Origin of the sequence: Tessaracoccus sp. ZS01 (assembly GCF_022342445.1) — a bacterium.
Lineage (GTDB): Bacteria > Actinomycetota > Actinomycetes > Propionibacteriales > Propionibacteriaceae > Arachnia.
Genome location: NZ_PQFE01000005.1, coordinates 135,986 through 158,191, shown reverse-complemented (window position 1 = coordinate 158,191; position 22,206 = coordinate 135,986). Strand labels below are relative to the sequence as shown.

The window sequence follows — 22,206 nt, the reverse complement described above, 5'->3', positions numbered from 1 at the left end:
CTACCAGCGAGCATTAAAGCTTGAACGCAGCATCACGAAACGGTAACGGTTGAGTTCAAGACTTGACGACAAGGTTGGAGACTCGTACATTTATGACATCGTTGACATAGAGGACAGCGACAGTCGAAGGAGACGTAGATGACTGCTGGGCAACTGCTGCTCGACATGCGCCACATCACGAAGGTGTTCCCTGGCGTGAAGGCGCTCGACGACGTCACCATGTCCGTGCGTCGCGCTGACATCCACGCCATCTGCGGGGAGAACGGTGCCGGGAAGTCCACCCTCATGAAGGTGCTGTCCGGGGTCTACCCGCATGGCACGTACGAGGGTGAGATCCTGCTCGAGGGGGAGGAGATGCACTTCAACGGCATCAAGTCCTCCGAGGAGCACGGCGTCGTGATCATCCACCAGGAGCTGGCCCTCATCCCGGAACTGTCCATCACGGAGAACATCTTCCTCGGCTCAGAGGTGATGCGCGGAGGGCTGATCGACTGGGAGGCGGCCCGCACGCAGGCCGTCGACCTCCTGGCCCGCGTCGGCCTCGACATCAGCCCCGACACCCAGGTCAAGACGCTCGGCGTCGGCCAGCAGCAGCTGGTGGAGATCGCCAAGGCCCTGTCCAAGAACGTCCGGGTCCTCATCCTCGATGAGCCCACCTCGGCGCTCAACGAGGACGACTCCGCGCACCTTCTGGACCTCATGCGCGGGCTCAAAGCCCGGGGCATCACCTGCCTGATGATCTCCCACAAGCTCAACGAGATCGCCGCGGTCGCCGACGCCGTCACCGTCATCCGCGACGGCCGCACCGTCGAGACCTACGACGTGGTGGCCGGGCAGGTCGACGAGGACCGCATCATCCGCGCCATGGTGGGCCGCTCGCTCGAGAACCGCTACCCGCACCGGACCCCGAAGATCGGTGAGACCCTCGCCGAGGTGCGCGGCTGGAACGTCGAACACCCCAGCGTCCCCGGCCGCCTCGTCGTCAAGGACGCCAACTTCACGGTGGCCCGTGGCGAGGTGGTGGGCTTCGCCGGCCTCATGGGCGCCGGGCGCACCGAACTGGCGCGCAGCATCTTCGGCCACTCGTACGGCACCTACCGCTCCGGCGAACTGCTCATCGGCGGCAGGCCGGTGCACGCGAACACCGTCCACAAGGCCATCGCCGCCGGCATCGCCTACGTCACCGAGGACCGCAAGAACCTGGGCCTCAACCTCATCGACGACATCAAGGCCACCGTCGTCTCGGCCAACCTCAACGGCATCGTGCGACGGTTCCTGCTGCAGCCGCGCCTCGAGGCCGAGGTGGCTGAACGGTACCGGCGCGAGCTGCGGATCAAGAGCTCTTCGGTCGACGTCGGCGTGGCCACGCTTTCGGGCGGCAACCAGCAGAAGGTGGTGCTCAGCAAGTGGATGTACTCCTCACCTGAGCTGCTCATCCTCGACGAACCGACGCGGGGCATCGACGTCGGTGCCAAGTACGAGATCTACAAACTCATCCATCAACTCGCCGATGAAGGCAAGGGCGTGATCGTCATCTCCTCGGAGCTGCCCGAACTGCTCGGCATCTGCGACCGGATCTACACGATCTGCGAAGGCCGGATCACCGGCGACCTCCCGGCATCCGAGGCGGATCAGGAAACCCTGATGCGCCGGATGACCACCACGTCCACCGCGCCGGCGGCCCCGGCTCTCTCCGCCTGACGGCGCAGTCACCATGGAAGATCGAACCATCATGAAAGCTCTCAAGCAGGTCTTTGGAGGCAAGCTCCAGCAGTACACGATGGCATTGGCGCTGATCGCGCTCGTCGTCGTCTTCAACGTCATCTCCGGCGGCCGGATGCTGACCTCGTCCAACTTCCAGAACCTCATCTCGGGCAACGCCTACGTGCTGATCCTGGCCATCGGCATGGTCATGGTCATCGTCATCGGACAGATCGACCTCTCGGTCGGCTCGGTGGCCGGCTTCGTCGGGATGAGCGTGGCCATCTCCATCGCCCAGTACGGCTTCCCCTGGTGGGCGGGCCTCCTGCTCGGCCTCGTCCTCGGCGTGCTCGTGGGCATGTGGCACGGCTTCTGGTTGGCCAAGATGGGCATCCCGGGGTTCATCACCACCTTGGCGGGCATGATGATCTTCCGCGGTCTGGTGATCTGGATGTCGCACTCCATCTCCGTGCCCGTGCCCGCGCAGTTCTCCTACCTCGGCGCCGGCTACCTGCCCGAGTGGGGGCCCGCCTGGACCGGTCTGAACAACTCGACGCTGCTGCTCGGGCTCCTCGCGCTGGCCTGGTTCGCGTACAGCGAGGTCAACCGACGCCGCCACGCCAAGGCCCGCGGCTCCGAGATCCCGCTGTGGGTCACCGGCACCCGCGTGGTCCTGATCGCAGCCGTCATCGGCTACGTCACCTGGCTGTTCGGCAGCGGCCGCCCCGGCACGTCGTTCCCCATCCCCGGCCTGATCCTCGTCGTGCTCGTGATCGTCTACCACACCATCACGCAGCGCACCCGCTTCGGCCGCCACATCTACGCCGTCGGCGGCAACAGGGCCGCGGCCGCGCTCTCGGGCGTCAATACCCAGCGCACCTACTTCCTCGTCATGACCAACATGAGCTTCCTCGCGGCCGTCGCGGGCATCCTCTTCATCGGTCGCTCCACCGCCGCGGGCCCCTCCGACGGAACCATGTGGGAGCTCGACGCCATCGCAGCAGTCTTCATCGGCGGCGCCGCGGTCTCCGGCGGCATCGGCACCGTCGTCGGCTCGATGGTGGGTGGCCTGGTCATGGCCGTCCTGAACTCGGGGCTCATGCTCATGGGCGTGGGCGCGGACCAGACGCAGGTCATCAAGGGCCTCGTCCTGCTGGCCGCCGTCGCCTTCGACGTGCACAACAAGAACCAGGGCAAGCCGTCGATCATCGGCACGCTGATGCGCAACGTCGGAAAGAAGCCCGACGTCGCGGAGGTCCCCGCAGGGACGCCCGAGGCCCAGCACCTGGCAGGTACCCCCGAGGTCCCCGTCGAAGGCCCGGCGGCCGACAACAAGGCCACCATTCCGTCCTGATCCCGGCCCACACCGGCGCCCCTCGTCACACCCCCTTTACCGGCATTCCGCCACCCCACCCCTGGGCGACGCTGCCCAAAAACTCCGAAAGGAACACCACCATGAAGTTGAAGCGCACAGCCGCAGTCGTGGCAGCACTTCTGATCTCCTCCCTCAGCCTGACGGCCTGCGGCGGCGGACGGGGCGGCGACGCCTCCCCGGCCGGCGACGGCACCACCCCGGCTGCCGGCGAGGCCACCACCGCGGGCAGCGAGGGCGGGTTCCCCGCCGGCGCCACCATCGGCGTGGCCCTCCCGTGGCTCGGCACCCAGAACTGGAAGGAAGCCGAGACCATGTTCGAGGCGCAGCTCACGGAGGCCGGGTTCACGCCCCTCATCCAGAGCGCCGACCAGAAGGTGCCGCAACAGCAGCAGCAGATCGAGGCGCTCATTGAGCAGGGCGCCAAGGTCATCGTCGTCGGCCCGGTCGACGGCACCCAGCTGGGCTCCGTGCTGACCACGGCGCACGACGCGGGAGTCGCAGTCATCGGCTACGACCGCCTGATCGAGAACACCGACGCCGTCGACGCGGTCGTGCAGTTCGGCTCCGTCCGCACCGGTGAACTGCAGGGCGAGTCGCTCCTCGAAGGACTCGAGGCCACTGGCCCCGGCCCCTACAACATCGAACTCTTCGGTGGCGGTCCGGCCGATCCCAACGCCCCGAACTTCTTCAAGGGCGCCATGAGCGTGCTGCAGCCCAAGATCGACGACGGGACCCTCGTCGTGGTGTCCGGCCAGACCGACTTCACCCAGGTCGCCACGCAGGACTGGGACAACGCCAAGGCGCAGTCGCGCATGGACTCCCTGCTCTCGGGCTTCTACTCCGACAAGGAGATCCACGGCGTCCTCTCGCCCAACGACGGCATCGCCCGCGCCATCCTGACGTCGGTGAAGCAGGCCGGTCAGTCGAGGATCCCGGTGGTCGACGGCCTGGACGCCGAGAACGAGTCGATCGTCTCCATCGCCAAGGGCGAGCAGTACTCCACCGTCGCCAAGCCGACCGACGCGTTGGTCGCCAAGACGGTCGAGCTGATCAAGGCCCTCCAGTCGGGGGCAGGCCTCCCTGCCGCCGATACCCAGGAGAACAACGGCACCAAGGACGTCGACATCTACCAGCTCGACCCCGTCGTCGTCACCAAGGCCAACGCCGCCGAGGTCTTCGCCAACGACGCTGACCGCATGAAGCTCTTCGAGGACAACCAGGCCTGACCAGACTCGTGAGAGCCGGCCGCGCCGCGTGGCCGCTCGACTGAATGGGAGAAGCCGCCCGGATCCGTCAGGATCCGGGCGGCTTCCGCGTGCTCTTGGTCAGTGGCTCAGGTCCGCCGTGACCAGGGGCGAGAGCCCCGCGGCGCGGGCGGGGGCGTCGGTGTCGCCGCACTCCGTGAGCCAGTTGGCCAGCATCTGGTAACCGCCCTCGGTGAGGACCGACTCCGGGTGGAACTGCACGGCCTCGACGGCGAGCTCGCGGTGCCGCACCGCCATGATGACGCCGCTCTCCGTGCGGGCGGTGACCTCCAGGACCTCTGGAACCGAGTCCTCCATGATGGCCAGCGAGTGGTAGCGGGTGGTGGTGACGGGTGAGGGCAGCCCCTTGAACACGCCCGTGCCCTCATGGAACACGGGTGAAGTCTTGCCGTGGAGCTGCTCGGGCGCCCGGTCCACGACGCCGCCGAACGCGACGCCGATGGCCTGCAGGCCCAGGCAGACCCCGAAGATGGGCTTCACGCCGCTGAGGGTGCGCACCACGTCGATGCAGACGCCGGCGGCTTCAGGCGTGCCGGGGCCGGGGGAGATCAGGATGCCGTCGAAGCTCTCGTGCCAGCGCTCGTCCGCGAAGCGGGGGTCGTCGTTGCGCCACACCTCGACCTCCGCGCCGATCTGGGCGAGGTAGGACACGATGTTGTAGACGAACGAGTCGTAATTGTCGATGACGAGGATGCGGGCCACGGAGCCATTGTGCCACCGCGGGCGCGGTGCGGCCCCGCCGCTCCATCGGCGTCCCCACGGCAGGACAACGGTAAACGTCCACCAGGTGGGGTACCCCCTCAGTTCGCGGGGGCCCTCCGCCTGGTGGACGTCTAGCGGGTCGTGACGAGGCTACGGTGTCGGTGATGCCGCCGGGGTGGAGGGTGCCGGGGACTCGGAGGCCGGGGCCTTCGCGACCTTCACCTGGAAGGGCTGGTTCCGCGGCCACGGCTCATCCCACATCGCCTCCTGTTCGAAGACGACTCCGGGCACCTGCGCAGTCGACTCCTCCTCCACCACGGTGATGGTGAAGCCGCGTTCCGCGGCGGCGGCGGTGGCGTCGGCCTGGTTCAGGCCGGTCAGACGCGGCACGATCGAGTTGCCCGTCGCGACGTACAGCGTGATGGGCGTGTCGATGGCAACGGTTGCACCCGGAGCCGGGTCCGTCATGATCACATCGCCGAGGTTCGCGTTGGGGCCTTCATCCTTCGGCTCGGCCTGCACGGCCTCCTGGATGTTGGTGAAACCGCTGGCGGTCAGCAGGTCCACGGCTGCGTCGTAGTTGATGCCCGTGACCGTCTCCGGGATGGTGCGGGTCTCGACGCCGGTGGACACGTACAGCGTCACCTCGGAGCCGGGCTCCAGTTCCACATCGGCGACAGGGTTGGTGTCGACGACCTGCCCCCGGTCGTCAGCCGTGCCGGGGCGCTCCTCGACGACAGCCTGGAGTTCGGCGTTGCGCACCACGTTCTCAGCCTGGGCGCGGTTCATGCCGATCACGTCCGGCATGAGCACCAGTTCCACCGTCGGGCTCTGCGACGGCGAGGGCGACGGGCTGGGCGTGGGCGACTCCGTGCTGGGCGACGGCGACGGCGTGGGTGACGCCGACGGCGTGGGCGACGGAGTGGTCTCCGTGGGGCCGGGCGGGTTGAGCAGCATCAGGAGGCCGATGATGAGGCCGATGACCACGAGCCCACCCACCACGGCCAGCACGATCATGCCGGTGCGGGAGCGGGGCTCCTCCTCTTCGTCGGCGAGGTGCTCGACGGGCACCATCGGCGGCGGCACCACCGGCGAGTTCGTGGAGGCGACGGTGGGGTCTGCGGGCATCACGCCGCGGCGGGCGGTCGTCGTCATGGGGTCAGACGGAATCACCTGCGTCGGGACGTCCGCCGGAGCGGCGGCCAGCACCGGCTGGCCGCTGAGGGACCGCAGGATGTCCTCGCGCATCTCCGAGGCGTCCTGGTACCGGTCCCTCGGGTCCTTCGACAGCGACTTCAGGACGATGGCGTCCATCTCCGGCGTGACCTCGGGGTCGATCTGCGACGGCGGCACGGGCTGTTCGCGCACGTGCTGGTAGGCGACGCTCACCGGCGAGTCGCCCTTGAACAGCGGCTGCGACGTCAGCAGTTCGTAGAGCAGGCAGCCGACGGAGTAGATGTCCGAGCGGTTGTCGACCTTCTCGCCGCGCGCCTGCTCTGGTGACAGGTACTGGGCGGTGCCGATCACGGCGGCGGTCTGCGTCATGGTGGCGGACGTGTCCGCCACGGCGCGCGCGATGCCGAAGTCCATCACCTTGACGGTGCCGTTGGACGTCATCATGACGTTGGCGGGCTTGATGTCGCGGTGGATGATGCCGGCGCGGTGCGAATACGCCAGGGCGTCCAGCACGCCTGCGGTGAACTCCAGCGCGCGCTCGGGCACGAGCTTGCGCCCGCCGCGCAGCACGTCACGCAGCGTGACGCCCTCGACGAGTTCCATCACGATGTAGGGCACGGACACGTTCGAGACGGTGTCGAGCTGCTCGCCCGTGTCGTAGACGGCCACGATGTTGGGGTGGTTCAGCCCCGCGGCCGACTGGGCCTCCCGGCGGAACCGGGCCTGGAACGTCGGGTCGCTGGCCAGGTCGACGCGCAGCCGCTTGATCGCGACGTCACGTTCCAGCCGCACGTCCCGCGCGCGCCACACCTCGGCCATGCCACCTCGACCAATGACTTGGTCGAGTTCGTAGCGGTTGCCGAGCAGGGCTCCTCGCTCTGTCATCGCACCCGGTCCTTTCGGTTGGTCACGCACCATCTTGAAGCATGCACATGAGAGAAGTCTGAGAAGTTCACCGCAGGGCCTCCACAACAGCCTTGAAGATGGGGGCGGCCAGGCGGCCGCCGGAGATGTCGTCGCGCTCCACGTCGGCGTTCTCGATGAACGACACGACGGCGACCGTCGGGTCTTCGGCGTACCCCACGAACCACGCGTACGGCGGGCGGTCCGGCGACGTCTGGGCCGTGCCCGTCTTGCCGCCCACGACGACGCCGTCGATCTGCGCGGGCCGCCCGGTGCCGTCCTCCACGGTGGCCACCATCATGTCGCGCAGGTGCTGCGCCGTGGACTCAGAGATGGGGCGACCCAGCGACGACGGCTGGGTGGCGGTGAGCACGGTGAGGTCGCGGTTGGTGACGGTGGAGACCAGGTGGGGGCGCATCATCTCGCCGCCGTTGGCGATGGCGGCCGCCACCTGCACGATCTGTAGCGGAGAAGCGGCCACGTCGAACTGGCCGATGGCGGTTAGCGCGGTCTGGGCCTCGTCGATCTCCGTGGGGAAGCGGGAGGTGGCGGCCGAGATGTCGATGGTCTGGTCCTGGTTGAACCCGAACTTCTCCGCCATCTCGATCATCTTCTCGGCGCCCAGTTCCAGCCCGATGTTGCCGAAGGCGGTGTTGCACGACGTCTTCATGGCCTGTTCGAGGGTGACCCTGGTGCCGCCGCAGTTGGTGGAGTTGCCCATCGACCGCGAGGAGTTGGGAAGCCGCAGCGACGCGGGGGCGTCGACCTCGGTGGAGGGCACCATGCCGTCCTCGAGTGCGGCCGCCGCGGTGATCAGCTTGAAGGTCGACCCGGGGGGGTAGACCTCGCGCGTGGCCCGGTTCTTCAGCGGTTCCTCCGGGGCGTTGAGCAGTTCGGACCAGGCGTCGCGCTCCGCGGCCAGGTCCACCGTCGCGAGGCGGTTGGGGTCGTAGGTGGGCGTGGAGACCAGGGCCAGGATGGCGCCGGTGGTGTAGTCCATGGCGACGACGGCGCCGCGCTGGTTGCCGAGCGCGGCCACCGCTGCGGCCTGGGCGGCGGGGTTGAGCGTGGTGGACAGGTTCGCGCCGCGCCCCTGCCTGCCGCTGAGGATGTCGACCACCCGGCTGGCCGCCTGCGACGACGACGTGCCGGCGAGTTGCTGGTTGTAGCTCTGCTCGAGCCCGGAACGGGCGTAGTCGTAGGAGTACCACCCGGTCACCGAGCTCCACAGCTCCGGGGCGGGGTAGGTGCGCACGTAGGGGAACCGGCCGCTGCGCTCCACCGACTGCGCGATGGGGGTGTTGCCCACCAGGATGGTGCCGCGGTTGCGGGAGAACTCGGCGTCGCGGACGCGGCGGTTGCGGCCGTCCTCATTGAGCGAGTCCGTCCGCACCACGGAGATCCAGGTGAGGTTGACCAGCAGCGCGGCCAGCAGGAGGGCCACGAAGGAGGCGACCCTGCGAATGGGTCCGTTCACCGGTTGATCACCGCCGTCGCGTCGTCGAGCGACGAGGCCTCGAGCTGGGCGACATCCTGCGGCGCCGCAGTGGCGGCCTGGGGCTGCCGGCTCCGGTGCGAGATGACCATCAGGATGCCGATGATGATCCAGTTGGCGATCAGCGACGAGCCACCCTGGGACATGAACGGCGTGGTGAGGCCGGTCAGCGGCAGCAGGCGCGTGACACCGCCGATGATGACGAAGACCTGCAGCGCGAACACGAAGCTGAGGCCGGCGGCGAGCATCTTCCCGAACCCGTCCGGCGAGGTCACGGCGGTCTTGAAGCCGCGGGCGATCAGCAGGGCGTAGGCCAGGATGACGGCCATCAGGCCGAGCACGCCCAGCTCCTCGCCGATGGCTGCTGCGATCATGTCCGACTTCGCCAGGGGGGTGAGCCCGGGGCGGCCGAGCCCCCAGCCGCGGCCGAACAGCCCGCCCCAGCCCAGCCCGAACTGGGCGGAGATGATCTGCAGGTTGCGGTCGTAGTCGGAGAACGGGTCCAGCCAGGCGTTGACGCGGCGCGGCACGTGGCTGGTGAAGTTGTAGGCCGCGATGCCGGCGGCGACGAACGCGAGCCCGGCGATGATCGGCCACGCCGGCCGCTCCGTCGCGATGTAGATCATCACGGTGAACAGGCCGAAGAACAGCAGCGAGGTGCCCAGGTCGTTCTGGAACACCATGACCGCCAGCGACGCGAGCCACATGACGGCGATGGGGCCGAGGTCCCTGGCGCGGGGGAAGTCGATGCCGAGGAAGCGCTTGCCGGCCAGGGCCAGGAGGTCGCGCTTCTCGTAGAAGTAGGCGGCGAACGCGATGGCGAGCATGATCTTGGCGATCTCGGCGGGCTGGAACGAGTAGCCGAACACGCGGATCCAGATGCGCGCCCCGCCCGACGCGTGGCCGATGAACGGCGCCAGCGGCAGCAGCAGCAGGCTCAGGCCGCCGAAGAACAGCAGGTACGGGTAGCGCTGGAGGCGGCGGTGGTCGCGCAGCAGGAACACCACCAGCGCGAACAGCACCAGGCCCAGCGTCGTCCAGACGAGCTGCATCGTCGAATCCGTGCGGACCGGCTCAGGGATCTGGTCGATGCGGTAGATCATGGCCAGGCCGAGGCCGTTGAGGAGGAAGACCGTGGGCAGGATCACGGGGTCTGCGTAGGGCAGCTTGAAGCGCACCACCAGGTGCGTCGCGAGCCCGAGGCCGTACCAGAGCGCGGCCGTCAACGGCATGGTGGTGGGCAGCTCGCCGTAGAGGTTGAGGTTGGTGATGACCCAGCCGGCGAACCCGAAGCTCTGCGCCAGCACGAGCAGCAGCAGCTCGACGTTGCGCCGCTTCTTGTAGACGATGACCTCATCCGCCACCTGGGGCATCACCTGCGCCTGCGCGGACATCAGCAGTCCTCCAGGTCGGCCTCTTCGCCCGGGGCCGGCTCCAGCGTGGCCAACTCCTCGCCGAGGGTGGGCGTCTCCAGGGGTTCAGGGGTGTGGGGCGCCAGCAGCGGGGGGACGTGCGCGGTGATCGGCGACCCGGGCGACGTGGTCTGCAGCGGGTCCCCGGGCAGGCCCGGCCCCTCTTCGACCGGCTCAGGCGACTCATCGGCCGGCCCTGGCGATGCCGATTCCTGCGGCTCAGGAGATGGGGACGCGGGAGGGTTCTCGCGCTCCTGGCGGCGCTCCTCGCGGATGGCGACGCAGTTGTCCGCCAGTTCACGCAGGGTCCCGACGGTGCGTTCCGCCGCCTCGACGGAGCCCACCGTGATGGACGCCTCGACCTCGCCGCGGAAGAAGCGCGGAAGGTTGTCCACCGGGATGTCGGTGCGTTCCACCAGGTTGTGCAGCTCGACGCCCAACACGTTGCCGGGCACGCCGTTGAAGACGGCGACCTGCCCGTCGTCGGCCGAGACGAAGTACCGGCTGGAGACGTACGACGAGGTGGCCCACCAGCCGCCGGCCACCACCAGCGCGATCGCGAGGAAGGTCGCGATGATGCCCGGCCAGCGGGGCTTGTCCTCCGTGGGCGCGTAGCGGGCGGCCTCTTCGGCGTCGTGCTCCACCTGCACGTCCGACGGCGTGGTGGGATAGCCGTGACCAGTGGGCAGCGCCGCGGGGCCGCCGGTGCGGGGGATCTCCACCTCGACGGCGGAGCCCACCAGCAGGGCAGGGGTGGCGTCGAGCTCGGGATCAGCCTCGACGACCTCGCCCAGGACGATGGTGATGTTGTCGTGGCCGCCGTTGTCGTTGGCGAAACGGGCCAGCGTGGCCACCGCGTCGTCGAGGTCCTGGCCCCGCAGTACCTCCTCGATGACGTCGTCGTCGACGAGGCCGCTGAGGCCGTCGGAACAGAACATGAGGCGGTCGCCCAGTTGCGCCTCGTGCACCATGAGGTCCGGTTCGAAGTGGACCTGCCCGTTGAGCACCTTGAGGATGAGCGAGCGGTGGGGGTGGGTGGCCGCCTGTTCGGGCGTGATCTTGCCCTCGTCGATCAGCGACTGCACCCACGAGTGGTCGTGCGTCAACTGGGAGAGGGTGCCTTCGCGGAGGAGGTAGCCGCGGGAGTCGCCGATGTGGGCCAGCCCGAACTCTGTCCCGTTGAACAGGGCGCCGCAGAAAGTGGTGCCCATGCCGTCGAGTTCGAGGTTGGATTCGATGAGGTCTGTGAGTTTGGTGTTGGACCGGGCGATCATGCCGGCGATCCGCGAGAGGAGCTCCTCACCGTCCGCCGCGCGCACCTCGTCGTGCACGTCTGAGCGGGCCGCCTCCGTGGAGGCCACGGCGGAAGCCAGGTCCCCTGCTGCCGCGCCGCCCATGCCGTCTGCCACCAGCAGCATGGTGGGGGAGGCGTAGCCGGCGTCCTGGTTGTTCTTCCGGATGCGGCCGACCTCTGAGTGGGCGGTGAAGCGGAGGCTGAAGGTCACTAGATCTCCAGTCGCATGAGGGTCTTGCCGATGCGCACCACATCGCCGACGGTGACCCTGGTGGGCTCAGTGACGAGCTTGCCATTGACATAGGTGCCGTTGGTGGACTGCAGATCCGAGATCACCCACGTGGTGGCGTCCTTCTGCACCAGTTGCGCGTGCCGGGCGGAGGCGTAGTCGTCGTCGAGCAGCAGCGTGGAATCCGCGGCCCGCCCGAGGTTGATCGTGGGCTCCACCGGCACGGAGGTGCCCTGCTGCGGGCCGGCCGTGACCGCGAAGCGGGTGGGCAGCTTGGAGCGGTTCTTGCCGCGGCCCCGGTCTGCGGGGATGGCGCTCAGCGAGGACACGGGCACGCGACGGCCGAACATGTCCGTGCGCACCACGTTGGCCACGAAGAGGATGAACAGCCAGAGCAGGCCGAGGAAGGCGATCTTGATCGCCGCGATCACGAGATCCGACACTCAGGTCTCCGAAGGCGTGTGGACCAACATTCTGGTGTTCCCGATCTCGATGCGGGTGCCTTCTCCGATCCTCGTCTTACTGATGCGGCTGCCGTTGACGTGCACGCCGTTGGTGGAACCCAGGTCTTCGATGGTGATGACGGGGTGCTGCGGGTCCCCGGCGACGCTGATGAGCGCGTGGCGGCGGGAGACTCCTGGGTCGTTGAGGCGCAGGTCCGCCTCGTTCCCGCGGCCGATGAGGATGCCGGGGGCGATCAGGGGGTGGCGCACGCCGTTGACCTCCAGCACGAGGCGGCCGGGGCGCGGCGATTCCTTGCGGGTCTCCGGCGCGATGGCTTCGGATGCGACGGTGAACTGGCCCGTCGGCAGGGACGTGTCCAGTTCGTAGTCGATGGAGATGGGGCCGTTGAAGACGTACTGTCTGTCTGCCGCGTGGTCGCGGATGGAGGGCAGGATCTCGGCGTTGAGGGTCTTGGAGTAGGGCGCGAGCCTGTCGTAGTCGCCCTGGGACAGGCCGATGGTGAAGGCATTGGGCACCAGGCGCTTTTCGCGGGAGAGGAGCTTGGCTTCGGCGTCCAGCTCACGCTGGATCCCCGCGACGATCTCGACGGGGTGCACATAGCCCTTGAAGGCCCGTGCGAAGACCTTGCCAACGGCGGATTCGATCCGCTTCTCAGCCTTGTCGAAGACTCCCATGCGCCTCCTTCCCGAGTCGTCCGGACGCAACGGTACCCGCGCAGTCTACCCTCAGGGATGAGGCCACTTCGATTCACGCAGGGTGTTTGCTGACGCCCGCTTCATTCCTGCCCCGCGGTGGTGGCCGCCGGTGGTTCGGGTCACGAGCCGGTGGGACGGGCCCAGGGGAACGTGTCGATGTGCTGGCTGAAGGCCCGCAGGATGGCCGCAGACCCCTCCAGGGCGGACAGCGACTCGTGGGCGATCCGCGATTCCACGCGGTCTGCCACCGCCCGCACCTCGGGCGAGGTGCGCAGCGATTCCATCAGCTCGTCGCGCACCATGTTCCACAGCCAGTCGCGCTGTTGGTCGAGGCGCCGCGCCTGCAGCGAGCCCTCCTCCTCCAGTTCGTTGCGGTGCGCGACCACCGCGTCCCAGAGCGTGTCCAGACCTTCCCCGGTGTACGACGAACAGGTCAGCACCGGGGCCCGGCGCTTCTCGTTGTCGCTGGTGATGAGCTTCATCGCGATGCTGAGTTCCCGCGCGGCGACCCTTGCGGCCTGCTCGTTGTCGCCGTCGGCCTTCGTGATGGCGATCACGTCGGCCAACTCCAGGATGCCGCGTTTGATGCCCTGCAACTGGTCTCCGGTGCGCGCCACCTGCAGCATGAGGAAGGTGTCGACCATGCCGTGCACGGCGACCTCGCTCTGCCCCACGCCCACCGTCTCGACCAGCACCACGTCGTAGCCGGCGGCCTCGAGCACCAGCATCGATTCGCGGGTGGCCCGGGCGACGCCGCCCAGGTGCCCGGCCGAGGGCGAGGGCCGGATGAAGGTGTTGTCGTGCTGGGCCAGCTCCGCCATCCGGGTGCGGTCGCCCAGGATGGAGCCGCCGGTGCGCGACGACGACGGGTCCACCGCCAGCACCGCCACCTTGTGCTCACGTTCCTCGATGAGTTTGACGCCCATGGCGTTGATGAACGTCGACTTCCCGGCGCCTGGTACGCCGGAGATGCCGACGCGGAACGCGCGGCCGGTCAGGGGTGCGATCTTCTGCAGCAGTTCATGGGCCTGTTCGCGGTGCGCGGGCTTGAGTGACTCGACGAGCGTGATCGCCCGCGCGATGTGCCCGCGGGACCCTTCGACGATGCCCTGAGCCAGATCTTCGACACTCACCTTGCGCATGGTGCCGACCCTATCGCGTGGGGTTTTCCCGCTTCTGGGGGCCTCCGGGGATCGGGGCCCAGGTTGCTGTGCCGCGAACCCGCCCCTTGTTACCGTCGCCCCCATGAAACGCCTCGGACGCATGCTGGCCGTGCTGACTCTCGTCTGCCTCCCGATGCTCTGGGCGACCCCGGCCTGGGCCGATGACGAATACATCAGCCATCTCGACGTCACCTACGACATCCAGCGCGACGGCACCGTCGACGTCCGCTACGAGGTGCAGTGGCACTTCCCGGAGAAGGACCGCCACGGCATCATCCTCGACTTCGCCACCCGCGAATCGTGGGATCAGGACTACAGCCAGGACGTGCTCTACGACATCACCGACGTCTCCGTGTCGAGCCCCAGCGGGGCCCCCGCAGGCTTCACGGAGACGACGCGGGGCGCAGGTTCCACCGAGGCGGTGAGGCTGCGCATCGGCGACCCTGACGTCGAGCTCGGCACCAGGGACGCCACCTACGTCGTCGAGTACACGATGGCCGGCGCGCTGCGCACCTTCGAGGGTGCGCCCCAACTGTTCTGGGACGTCAACAGCCCGGACCTCCCGCAGGTGCGGAAGTTCACCGCGACGGTCACCGGGCCGGAGGGTGTCGCGCGGGCGCGGTGCCTCGTCGGTAGCGAGGAGTGCCAGTCCGCCGTCGACGACGGGGTGGCCAGCTTCTCGCACGACGGTGGGTCGGGCGTGACGAGCGTGGTCGCCGAGCTCCCGCCCGGGTCCGTGACCCGGGCGGAACCGGTGCTGGAGCCGAAGCGCCTGATCGGCCACGAACTGCGCGGGCTGCACAGCATCGTGGAGGTGCTCCCCGACGGCTCCGCCGAGGTGCAGCAGCGCCTCGAGTTCATGTTCCCCGCCGAAGCGTCGCAGCGGATCCAGCTGGACTTCGTGGTCAGGGCGCCGTGGTCTGAGGACTTCGACCAGGTCGTCGACATCTCCGACGTGCGCATCCGGGACGAACAGGGCGGGGAGGTGCGCCCCGAGGTCTGGCGCTCGGAATCGGTGCAGAGCACGCTCGTGGGCTGGCTCACGTTCCGGGCCGACAACCCGGGCGCCCAGCAGGTGCTCAGGACCTTCCACCTCTCGTACCGGATCGCCGGGGCGGTCGCCGTCGAGGGCGACACCGCCCGCCTCCGCGTGCCCATCGTCCACACCGGCACGTACGACCTCACCGGCGCCACCGCCCTGTGGCGCCTCCCTGCCGCCCCCACGGGGACGGCCTGCCTGGATCTGAGCTACTACCGGGAGGGCCCCGGCCGGCCCTGCGAGTTCCCGGCACAGGTCGACGGCGCCACGGTGACAGCCGGCCTCGACCTGCTCGGCAACGAGTACCCGCCGCTGGTCACCGACTTCGCGCTGCCGGCCGCTGCCTTCACCTCGACCGTGCCGCTGGAGCCCAGCCTCGACGCGGCCCGGAACGAGCGCCGCACCGCCGGCACGCTGCTCGGCCTGGGCGGCGGGGGCGCGGTGATCGCGGCGGGGGCTGCGGCCGCGCTGGTCGGACGACGCCGCGATGAGAGGTACGCGACGGTGGCACCCGGCATCATCGGCGCGCCCGGCGTCGTCCGCGCTGTGCGACGCAACGAGGACGTCCCGGTCCGCTTCCACCCACCGGAGATCCAGCCGCGCCAGGCGGGCCTGCTGCTGGACCGCCAGTTCAAGCCCGTGCACCTGGCCGCCACCCTGGTGCAGCTGGCGGTGCGGAACCTGGTGCAGCTCGACTCCAAGCCGCTCATGGTGCAGCGCGTCGACGGCTCCGGCGAGGGAGCCTCGGGAACGGAGTGGCGGGTGCTCCTCCACGCGACGGACAGCCGGGAGAAGTTGCCGGCCAGGAACGCACGGCAGATGCGCCAGATCGTGGAGGAGGCCGCGGAGCACGAGATCGCGTCGTCGGGGTGGTTCCAGCCCTATTCACCCAGCAAGCGGGGGCTGCTGGTGTTCTTCCTGCCGTTGCTGCCTGCGGTGCTGTTCACCGCGTACGCCCTGTTCATGGGCAATCCGCTGCCCGACGGCGGCCTCCGCATCGGCCTGGGTCTCTTCATCGGAGGCGTGGCGGGCGCGATCCTCGGGAAGAGGCTGCTGCCCAAGGCGATCCTGTCGGCGGACGGCACCGCGCTCCGCGACCAGGTGGAGGGCTTCCGGAAGTACATCAACACCGCCGAGGCCCAGCAGCTCAACTTCGAGGCGGACCGCGACATCTACCGCCGCTACCTGCCCTGGGCGGTGGTGTTCGGACTCACGGAGAGGTGGACCGCCGTGTGCCGCGAGTGGGCCGCGCAGGGCAGGATCGACGAGGTCGACACGTCGTTCTGGGTGGGCTCCGCGTCGTTCGCGGACTTCGACAGGGAGATGAGCCGCTTCAGCCGCGAGGTCACCAGCGCCTCCGCCCCGCCCGCGTCGAGTGGCGGCTCGGGGGGATCCTCCGGCTTCTCGTCGGGCAGCAGCGGCGGCGGAGGAGGCGGCGGCACCAGCGGCAGCAGCTGGTGAGGCGCCGCTACTGGTTGCGGGCGGCGTAGCGCTCCTCGGTGGCCTCTTTCATCGGCCTCCACCACGCTTCGTTGTCCTCGTACCAGGTGATGGTGTCGTCGAGCCCCTCGGCGAAGTCCGTGTACCGCGGCTCCCAACCCAGTTCGTCGCGGAGCTTGCCGGCGTCGATCGCGTAGCGCAGATCGTGGCCGGGGCGGTCTGCGACCTGGTCGTACCAGTCGGGGGCGTGGCCCATGAGTTGCAGGATGAGCTCCACCACTTCGCGGTTGCTCTTCTCGTTGTTGGCACCGATGAGGTACGTCTCGCCCACCCGGCCCTTCGTCAGGACGGCCCAGACGGCCGAGTTGTGGTCGTCGACGTGCAGCCAGTCGCGCACGTGGTCGCCGGACCCGTAGAGCTTGGGCCGGTGGCCGGTGATGAGGTTGGTGATCTGGCGCGGGATGAATTTCTCGACGTGCTGGCGGGGGCCGTAGTTGTTCGACGACGTGGACACCGTCGCCTCCACGCCGAAGGACCGCGCCCAGGCGCGAACCAGGTGGTCGCTGGCGGCCTTGGAGGCCGAATAGGGCGACGACGGCCGGTACGCGCTCTCCGGAGTGAACCGCTCCGCCGATCCCAGGGGCAGGTCCCCGAACACCTCGTCGGTGGAGATGTGGTGCAGCCGCTTGTTGAACAGGCGTACGGCCTGCAGCACGTGGTAGGTGCCCACGATGTTGGTGTCGATGAACGCGCCGGGACCTTCCAGCGAGTTGTCGTTGTGGGATTCCGCTGCGAAATGGACGACGGCGTCGCTGGCCTCGACCAGGTCGTTGACCAGCCCGGGGGCGGTGATGGAGCCCGTGACCAGCTCGAACCGGTGCGGGGGCAGCCCGGCGAGGCTGGCGGGATTGCCGGCGTAGGTGAGGGCATCGAGGACCACGACGGAGGCATCTGTGTGCTGGATGACCCAGTGCACGAAGTTGCTGCCGATGAATCCCGCACCGCCGGTGACGAGCACTGTGGTCATGGGCTCAGCGTAGCGGCCGCCGTTCGGCCGGGTTCTGAGTGCGGTGAAGAACGCGGCGATAAAGTGGCGGCGTCGAACAAACGCGGGAGAGGATCTCCATGGGCAGGATTCTGGTGTTGAGCGGCGTGGGTCCGTACGCAGACCCCTGGCACCCGTTCGAGCGGACAACGCCGGCGATCGCTGAGGTGCTGCGGGACGCCGGCCACGCGGTCGAGGTGCGCGAGACCGTCGCCGGCTCGATGCTCGACCTGGCCTCCTTCGACCTGCTGGTGGTCAACGCCGGCGGCGGGATCGCCGACGAGCCGGAGTCGCCGTCTGCAGAGTTCGACGACGACCTCGGCGCGCTGGGGGATTACCTGGACGCAGGCGGTCGTGCGCTCAGCATCCACACCTCCAACGGAGCCTTCCGGCAGCAGCCGAAGTGGCGGGCGGCCGTCGGCGGGAACTGGGGACCGGACTCGTGGCACCCGGAGATCTCCGACGCGACGTTCGAACCGGCCGCCCGCGCCGAGAAGCACCCGGTGTGGGCGGGGCTGGACGCCGTCAAGGTGTTCGACGAGAAGTACTCACGCCTGGACATCGACGAGGGGGTCACGCCGTTGGTCCAGCACACTCTGGAGGGTCGCGACGAGGTGATGGGCTGGGCGGTCCGTGGCCAGGTGGTCTTCGACGGCCTCGGGCACGACGAACGGTCTTACGAGTCTGCGTCGCGTCGCCAGCTGTTGCTCAACGAGGTCGCCTGGCTGCTGCGGTAGGAGCCGTTGCGACAGTCGCGCCCCGAGCCGGCCGGATCTGTCACATCGACACAGCGATCGAAATGGCGGCTGTGACAGCGGAGCGTGGTTTCCATCAGGCCGCACAGGGTGGCCTGGGGATAGGAAATGATGAACATCCACCAGCTCCGCACTCAGAAGCAGTGCAAGACCCCCAAGAAGTGCGACACCACGGGAAAACAGCGGTTCCGCGATCACCGTGAAGCCGTCGAATTCCTCCACCTTGCGAGCAACGCACGGCAGCGCGCCGAACTCAGCGGTCGTGAATCGAAGAGGCAGGAGGTCCGCACCTACGAGTGCGACCGGTGCCATGGCTGGCATGTCACGTCGTGGGCCACCTGCGGTGCCGGCAAGAGCGATCAGTCCCAGGGGGTGGCAGCATGAGGACACGACGTCCGCACATTTGCTCGACGCAGGCTCGAATCACGCGCGTTTCTGACACGATGAACGCACGACGGGGGAGACGGGCGATGACAGACGAAATCAGGCAGGCGATCCGCAGCTGGTGGGTGGCGCTGAAAGCGCATCACGGGATGTCTGATGAGGGCTTGGCGGAGCTCATTGAGTCGGAGGCATTTCACGCTGGTGCGGACCGTCGCTTGCAGCCGGTGGATCGGCGCAACATCTCGGCCTGGCGGAAGCGGGGCCAGTTCCCGCCCAACGATCGGCGCCTGCAGGCTTCGGTTGTGCAGCTCATGGCCAACCTGGCCTTTGAGGCCAGCGCACCTGAGGGTGTGGGTCAGTGGACGAACCCCGAAGGCCTGTATCGGGCTTGGCTCAGTTCCAGGGCAGATCTGGAAGCCGGGCCTGCGCCCAAGACCATCGAAGCCAACGCCCGGAAGACGCAGACACTTGTCGACGTCCTCGTCGAGGATCCCGAACGGAGCGTGGCTGACGCAGCCAGCCTTGAAGGTCTGCGAGACGGGTTCTGGCAAGGCTCGTGGGTCACCGAAGGCGCCACGCCGCCGTACGTCGCCCGTGCGGTAGACGGGATGTTGGATGAGCGGATCGCTGAACTCGCGAACGCCAACATGGGCGGCTTCATCGTCGTGGTCGGCCCTCCCAAGGCGGGGAAAACGCGCCTGGTCCTGGAGGCTCTGGGGCGAGTCGCCCCCGAGCGGAAGCTGTGGGAACTCCGCGCAACCGACGGGGCACTTGACGCGGCAGTCGCCGCAGTTGCTGACGACGGCGGGCGTCGAGGCCCTCACGCTCACGATGAGGTGGTCGTCCTCCTCGACGATCTGCAGCGTCACAACTTCCGCACCCCTGACGGGATCAACGACAGAACGCTGAACCGAGCGATCAATCAGGGGCTCATCGTCATTGCCACCCTGCACGACGATGTCATCGCGCAGATGCAGGCCTTCGCCTACGACCGCACAAGGCGCGATGACGGCATGGGACTCCACAGCGGTGCCACACCTGGCCTGCTGCGGATGATCAGCGCCAGCAGGATTGATCTCGCTCCGGAACTGACGGGTGGAGAGCTTGCGGGCATTCCAAAGGAACTGCTCGCAGCCGACGCCATCTGTGATGCAGGCCCCGGGGAGCGTTCGCGGCTCCCGGAACTGCTTGCGGCTGTCGATGCGCTTCGTGGGCGTGCGCTGGCGGCCATGACGGACCGAGCACACCCGGAGCATGTCGCTCTGCTCACTGCTGCGGTGGACGCCGCCTACCTTAATCCCGCTGGCATTGGCCTCGCTGAGTTCGAGCAACTGACGCAGTGGTCGTTCGAGCGCCTCTTCCCCACCAGGCACTGGGATCCGTTCCTGTTCGTACGTGCCTTCGAATGGGCAACCGAACCGCTGGGTGGGCCGGGATCCGTTCACGCCGTGGTGCGCAGCATGTCGCCTGGCCGTGCGGAGTACGCGCTTTTCGACCCATTGGTGGAGACCCTCGAAGCGGGTGAATGGGATCCATCTCATCTCGCGGCGCATGCGGACAGCCTGAGCCCAGAGATTTGTCTAATGGCCGCCAACTGGTGCTCGGACCAATCCGCGGAACTGACATTCTTGCACCGGGCGTCGTCCATCCCCGTGGGCGCGTGGAGTCTGGCGCGAGCGTACGACGAGATGGAGTGTTTCGACCTCGCTGAAGAGTGGTATCTCCGCGCTGCGGAAGCGTGGGGGTCGAAATTTCCGGGCTGGTGGGGCCTCAGCGAGCTGTACTTGCGCGCGGGACGCCGCTCCGATTCAGAACGCGTGTTGTTGAGGGCTACGGAAGGCTCCTGCCCCGAGGTGTGGTTGCGGTTGATTGCTCATGGTTACGGGCTGGAGGGGGACGAGGACAACTACCTACGCTGGCTTCTGCGCGCGGTACGCGCCGGTGATGAAGTCGCCCTCTTCGAAGTGGCGCGGTACCACCTCAAAAGGGGAGAGCGCGGCGAGGGAGAACGGTACCTGGGGTTGCTTGCCCTCGAGGGTGCCGCGGAGGGCTACTACCAGGCGAGCTTAGGACTCCACCCGGAAATGCAGGAACCGTACATCAAGAGAGCTGCAAGGCTCGGGCATCCCGACGCGCTCCAGCACCAGGCCGCAGCCGCGGAGATGGCCGGTGATGTCGAGGAGGCTTCTCGGCTCAGGCTGAGGGTCGAAAAGCCGGACCATTGGGTTGATCTCTTGACGCGAGGAAACGTGCACCAGCTGCGTGGCGAAATGGAGGAGGCTGAATACTGGACCCGCCTTGCAGCCGAATCGGGCAAGGCTGAAGCCATGTGTCAGCTAGGGGAGGTCGTCGGGTCCGAGGCTGAGTATTGGTGGCGCAGAGCGGCAGACCTAGGCAACGCTCGTGCTATGGCGCTGCTAGGGCAGCTGCACCTCTCCCGCGATGAGCCAGAAACCGGTGAAGCTTGGTTGGCAGGGGCTGCGAACGAATATTTCCGGCCCGCGATTCGCCTCCTCGCCTACAGAGCGGAACCCGAGGAAGAGGCTGAGCGGTGGTGGCTCAAGGGAATTGAGTGCTACGACCCCGAAGCGATGATTGGGCTGGCTCGCCACTGCTTCCATCATGGGCGAACGGAAGAAGCGGAGCGGTGGTTGAAGCGGGCCAGCGCACAGACAGACGAAGCGGCCTATATGCTGGGTGTGCTCCTCGAAGAGCAGGGTGATACCGAGCAGGCCGATGCCTGGCTAGAGAAAGCCTCGGACTATCCACTGGCAGTGGCCCTTCGTGGCATCAAGAAGTGGGAGACCGGAGATAGTGCTGGTGCTCACGCGCTGTGGCAGGAACTGCTGGACAGAGACGGTGACGACACCCGCCCCGCGTTGACCATGATCGGTGAGTACCTGAACCGCGTGGGTTCAGGCCTCGCCGAGATGTGGCTGCTGGCTGGCGCGGACCAGGACAGGTCCGGCTTCGAAGGCTCCGAACATGAGTGAATTGACGCAGGTGGTCTGGGTGGCGTGCGCGGCCGCACTTTTCGTAGTGCTCTGGGTGGTGCTGAAGCGTGGTTCCCGCGCGGTTGCCCCGGAGTTCACCCGACACGCGACGGAGCGGATGGCCGAGCGCCGGATCACGGAGGAGCAGATCGTCTTGGTGGTTCGACGGCCCCAGACGACGAGGCCCGACAAGGCGAATGGAAGCATGGTGCTGGAGCGGCAGTTCGACGGGCGGAGCCTCGCCGTCGTCCTCGCAGAACCATGGCCTTCTCGAGAGGCGCCGGTCGTCAAGACGGTCTTCTGGCGCGATTTCTCTCTCAGGGTCTCCATCCCGGCGGGCCGCCGAGGCGCGCTCATCGGCGTGGGCGGGAGCACGATTCGTGCAATCGAGGCACAGACCGGGTCCACAATTCGGGTGGGCGATCGCGGCGAGGTATTCATCCGGGCCGAAGATCGGGGGGGCCTCGACGAGGCTAAGCGGATGGTGGACGATGCTGTTCGTGACCCGAGGCCGGGCCGCAGGACAGTCACGCGCTGACCCACGCTCCTCCGCAGGACAGGGCGAGCCCCCGAGCTGATGCTCGGGGGCTCGCCCTGTTGCGTTGATCGAGTCGGACGCGGGGCGGTCCCTCGTGGGCGGCGGCTCGTGCCTCGCAGCGCGCCCCTTGGGAACCG

At 68.0% G+C, this 22,206-nt stretch carries 17 protein-coding genes; 8 read left to right on the top strand and 9 right to left on the bottom strand.

Annotated elements, in window-relative coordinates; translation table 11 throughout:
• Window positions 1-138 precede the first annotated feature (138 nt).
• The 3 genes from mmsA (at window position 139) to C3E87_RS07740 (ending at window position 4,302) form a co-directional block, all read left to right on the top strand.
• Window positions 139-1,701 carry a multiple monosaccharide ABC transporter ATP-binding protein gene (gene mmsA, locus C3E87_RS07750; RefSeq protein ID WP_076061296.1) on the top strand — a complete coding sequence of 521 codons (1,563 nt, stop codon included), beginning with the start codon at window positions 139-141 and terminating at the stop codon, window positions 1,699-1,701.
• A 31-nt stretch (window positions 1,702-1,732) separates the two neighbouring features.
• Window positions 1,733-3,055 carry a sugar ABC transporter permease gene (locus tag C3E87_RS07745; RefSeq protein ID WP_076061294.1) on the top strand — a complete coding sequence of 441 codons (1,323 nt, stop codon included), beginning with the start codon at window positions 1,733-1,735 and terminating at the stop codon, window positions 3,053-3,055.
• A gap of 101 nt (window positions 3,056-3,156) precedes the next feature.
• Complete coding sequence (locus C3E87_RS07740) at window positions 3,157-4,302, top strand: sugar-binding protein (protein WP_076061292.1); 1,146 nt, start codon at window positions 3,157-3,159, stop codon at window positions 4,300-4,302.
• A gap of 99 nt (window positions 4,303-4,401) precedes the next feature.
• Here the strand turns inward: C3E87_RS07740 and C3E87_RS07735 are convergent, their stop codons facing one another.
• The 8 genes from C3E87_RS07735 to meaB all read right to left on the bottom strand — a co-directional run bounded on the left by C3E87_RS07735 (window position 4,402) and on the right by meaB (window position 13,854).
• Window positions 4,402-5,043: an aminodeoxychorismate/anthranilate synthase component II gene (locus C3E87_RS07735; RefSeq protein ID WP_076061290.1), complete on the bottom strand. Its 642-nt coding sequence runs from the start codon at window positions 5,041-5,043 to the stop codon at window positions 4,402-4,404.
• Between the two features lie 150 nt (window positions 5,044-5,193).
• Complete coding sequence (gene pknB, locus C3E87_RS07730; RefSeq protein WP_076061288.1) at window positions 5,194-7,104, bottom strand: Stk1 family PASTA domain-containing Ser/Thr kinase; 1,911 nt, start codon at window positions 7,102-7,104, stop codon at window positions 5,194-5,196.
• A 67-nt stretch (window positions 7,105-7,171) separates the two neighbouring features.
• Window positions 7,172-8,599: a penicillin-binding protein 2 gene (locus C3E87_RS07725; RefSeq protein ID WP_076061286.1), complete on the bottom strand. Its 1,428-nt coding sequence runs from the start codon at window positions 8,597-8,599 to the stop codon at window positions 7,172-7,174.
• A complete protein-coding gene (locus C3E87_RS07720) occupies window positions 8,596-10,011 on the bottom strand; it encodes an FtsW/RodA/SpoVE family cell cycle protein (RefSeq protein WP_233120758.1) in 1,416 nt (471 codons plus the stop codon). The genes C3E87_RS07725 and C3E87_RS07720 overlap by 4 nt, the downstream gene beginning before the upstream one ends.
• The gene (locus C3E87_RS07715) at window positions 10,011-11,534 is read right to left on the bottom strand and encodes a PP2C family serine/threonine-protein phosphatase (RefSeq protein WP_076061284.1); all 1,524 of its coding nucleotides are present in this window, start codon (window positions 11,532-11,534) and stop codon (window positions 10,011-10,013) included. Before C3E87_RS07715 ends, C3E87_RS07720 begins: the two co-directional genes overlap by 1 nt.
• On the bottom strand, window positions 11,534-11,995 hold the full coding sequence (locus C3E87_RS07710; protein ID WP_076061282.1) for an FHA domain-containing protein: 462 nt from the start codon (window positions 11,993-11,995) through the stop codon (window positions 11,534-11,536). The genes C3E87_RS07715 and C3E87_RS07710 overlap by 1 nt, the downstream gene beginning before the upstream one ends.
• Window positions 11,996-12,691: a DUF3662 and FHA domain-containing protein gene (locus tag C3E87_RS07705; protein WP_076061280.1), complete on the bottom strand. Its 696-nt coding sequence runs from the start codon at window positions 12,689-12,691 to the stop codon at window positions 11,996-11,998. It lies immediately after the preceding gene.
• A 140-nt stretch (window positions 12,692-12,831) separates the two neighbouring features.
• Window positions 12,832-13,854 carry a methylmalonyl Co-A mutase-associated GTPase MeaB gene (meaB, locus tag C3E87_RS07700; protein WP_076061278.1) on the bottom strand — a complete coding sequence of 341 codons (1,023 nt, stop codon included), beginning with the start codon at window positions 13,852-13,854 and terminating at the stop codon, window positions 12,832-12,834.
• 103 nt (window positions 13,855-13,957) lie between these two features.
• Between meaB and C3E87_RS07695 the strand changes: the two genes are divergently transcribed.
• Window positions 13,958-16,375, top strand: coding sequence for a DUF2207 domain-containing protein (locus tag C3E87_RS07695; protein WP_158069058.1), 2,418 nt, complete (start codon window positions 13,958-13,960; stop codon window positions 16,373-16,375).
• Window positions 16,376-16,382: 7 nt separating this feature from the next.
• Here C3E87_RS07695 and rfbB read toward each other — a convergent pair whose 3' ends face one another.
• Window positions 16,383-17,381 carry a dTDP-glucose 4,6-dehydratase gene (rfbB, locus tag C3E87_RS07690; protein WP_076061274.1) on the bottom strand — a complete coding sequence of 333 codons (999 nt, stop codon included), beginning with the start codon at window positions 17,379-17,381 and terminating at the stop codon, window positions 16,383-16,385.
• 98 nt (window positions 17,382-17,479) lie between these two features.
• On the opposite strand from rfbB, the gene C3E87_RS07685 reads away from it, so the two are divergent.
• The 4 genes from C3E87_RS07685 to C3E87_RS07670 all read left to right on the top strand — a co-directional run bounded on the left by C3E87_RS07685 (window position 17,480) and on the right by C3E87_RS07670 (window position 22,069).
• On the top strand, window positions 17,480-18,136 hold the full coding sequence (locus tag C3E87_RS07685; RefSeq protein WP_076061272.1) for a ThuA domain-containing protein: 657 nt from the start codon (window positions 17,480-17,482) through the stop codon (window positions 18,134-18,136).
• A 126-nt stretch (window positions 18,137-18,262) separates the two neighbouring features.
• Window positions 18,263-18,538, top strand: a complete 276-nt coding sequence (locus tag C3E87_RS07680; RefSeq protein ID WP_143570941.1) for a hypothetical protein — start codon at window positions 18,263-18,265, stop codon at window positions 18,536-18,538.
• 86 nt (window positions 18,539-18,624) lie between these two features.
• A complete protein-coding gene (locus C3E87_RS07675) occupies window positions 18,625-21,531 on the top strand; it encodes a hypothetical protein (protein WP_076061268.1) in 2,907 nt (968 codons plus the stop codon).
• Window positions 21,524-22,069 carry a KH domain-containing protein gene (locus C3E87_RS07670; RefSeq protein WP_076061266.1) on the top strand — a complete coding sequence of 182 codons (546 nt, stop codon included), beginning with the start codon at window positions 21,524-21,526 and terminating at the stop codon, window positions 22,067-22,069. The genes C3E87_RS07675 and C3E87_RS07670 overlap by 8 nt, the downstream gene beginning before the upstream one ends.
• Window positions 22,070-22,206 lie beyond the last annotated feature (137 nt).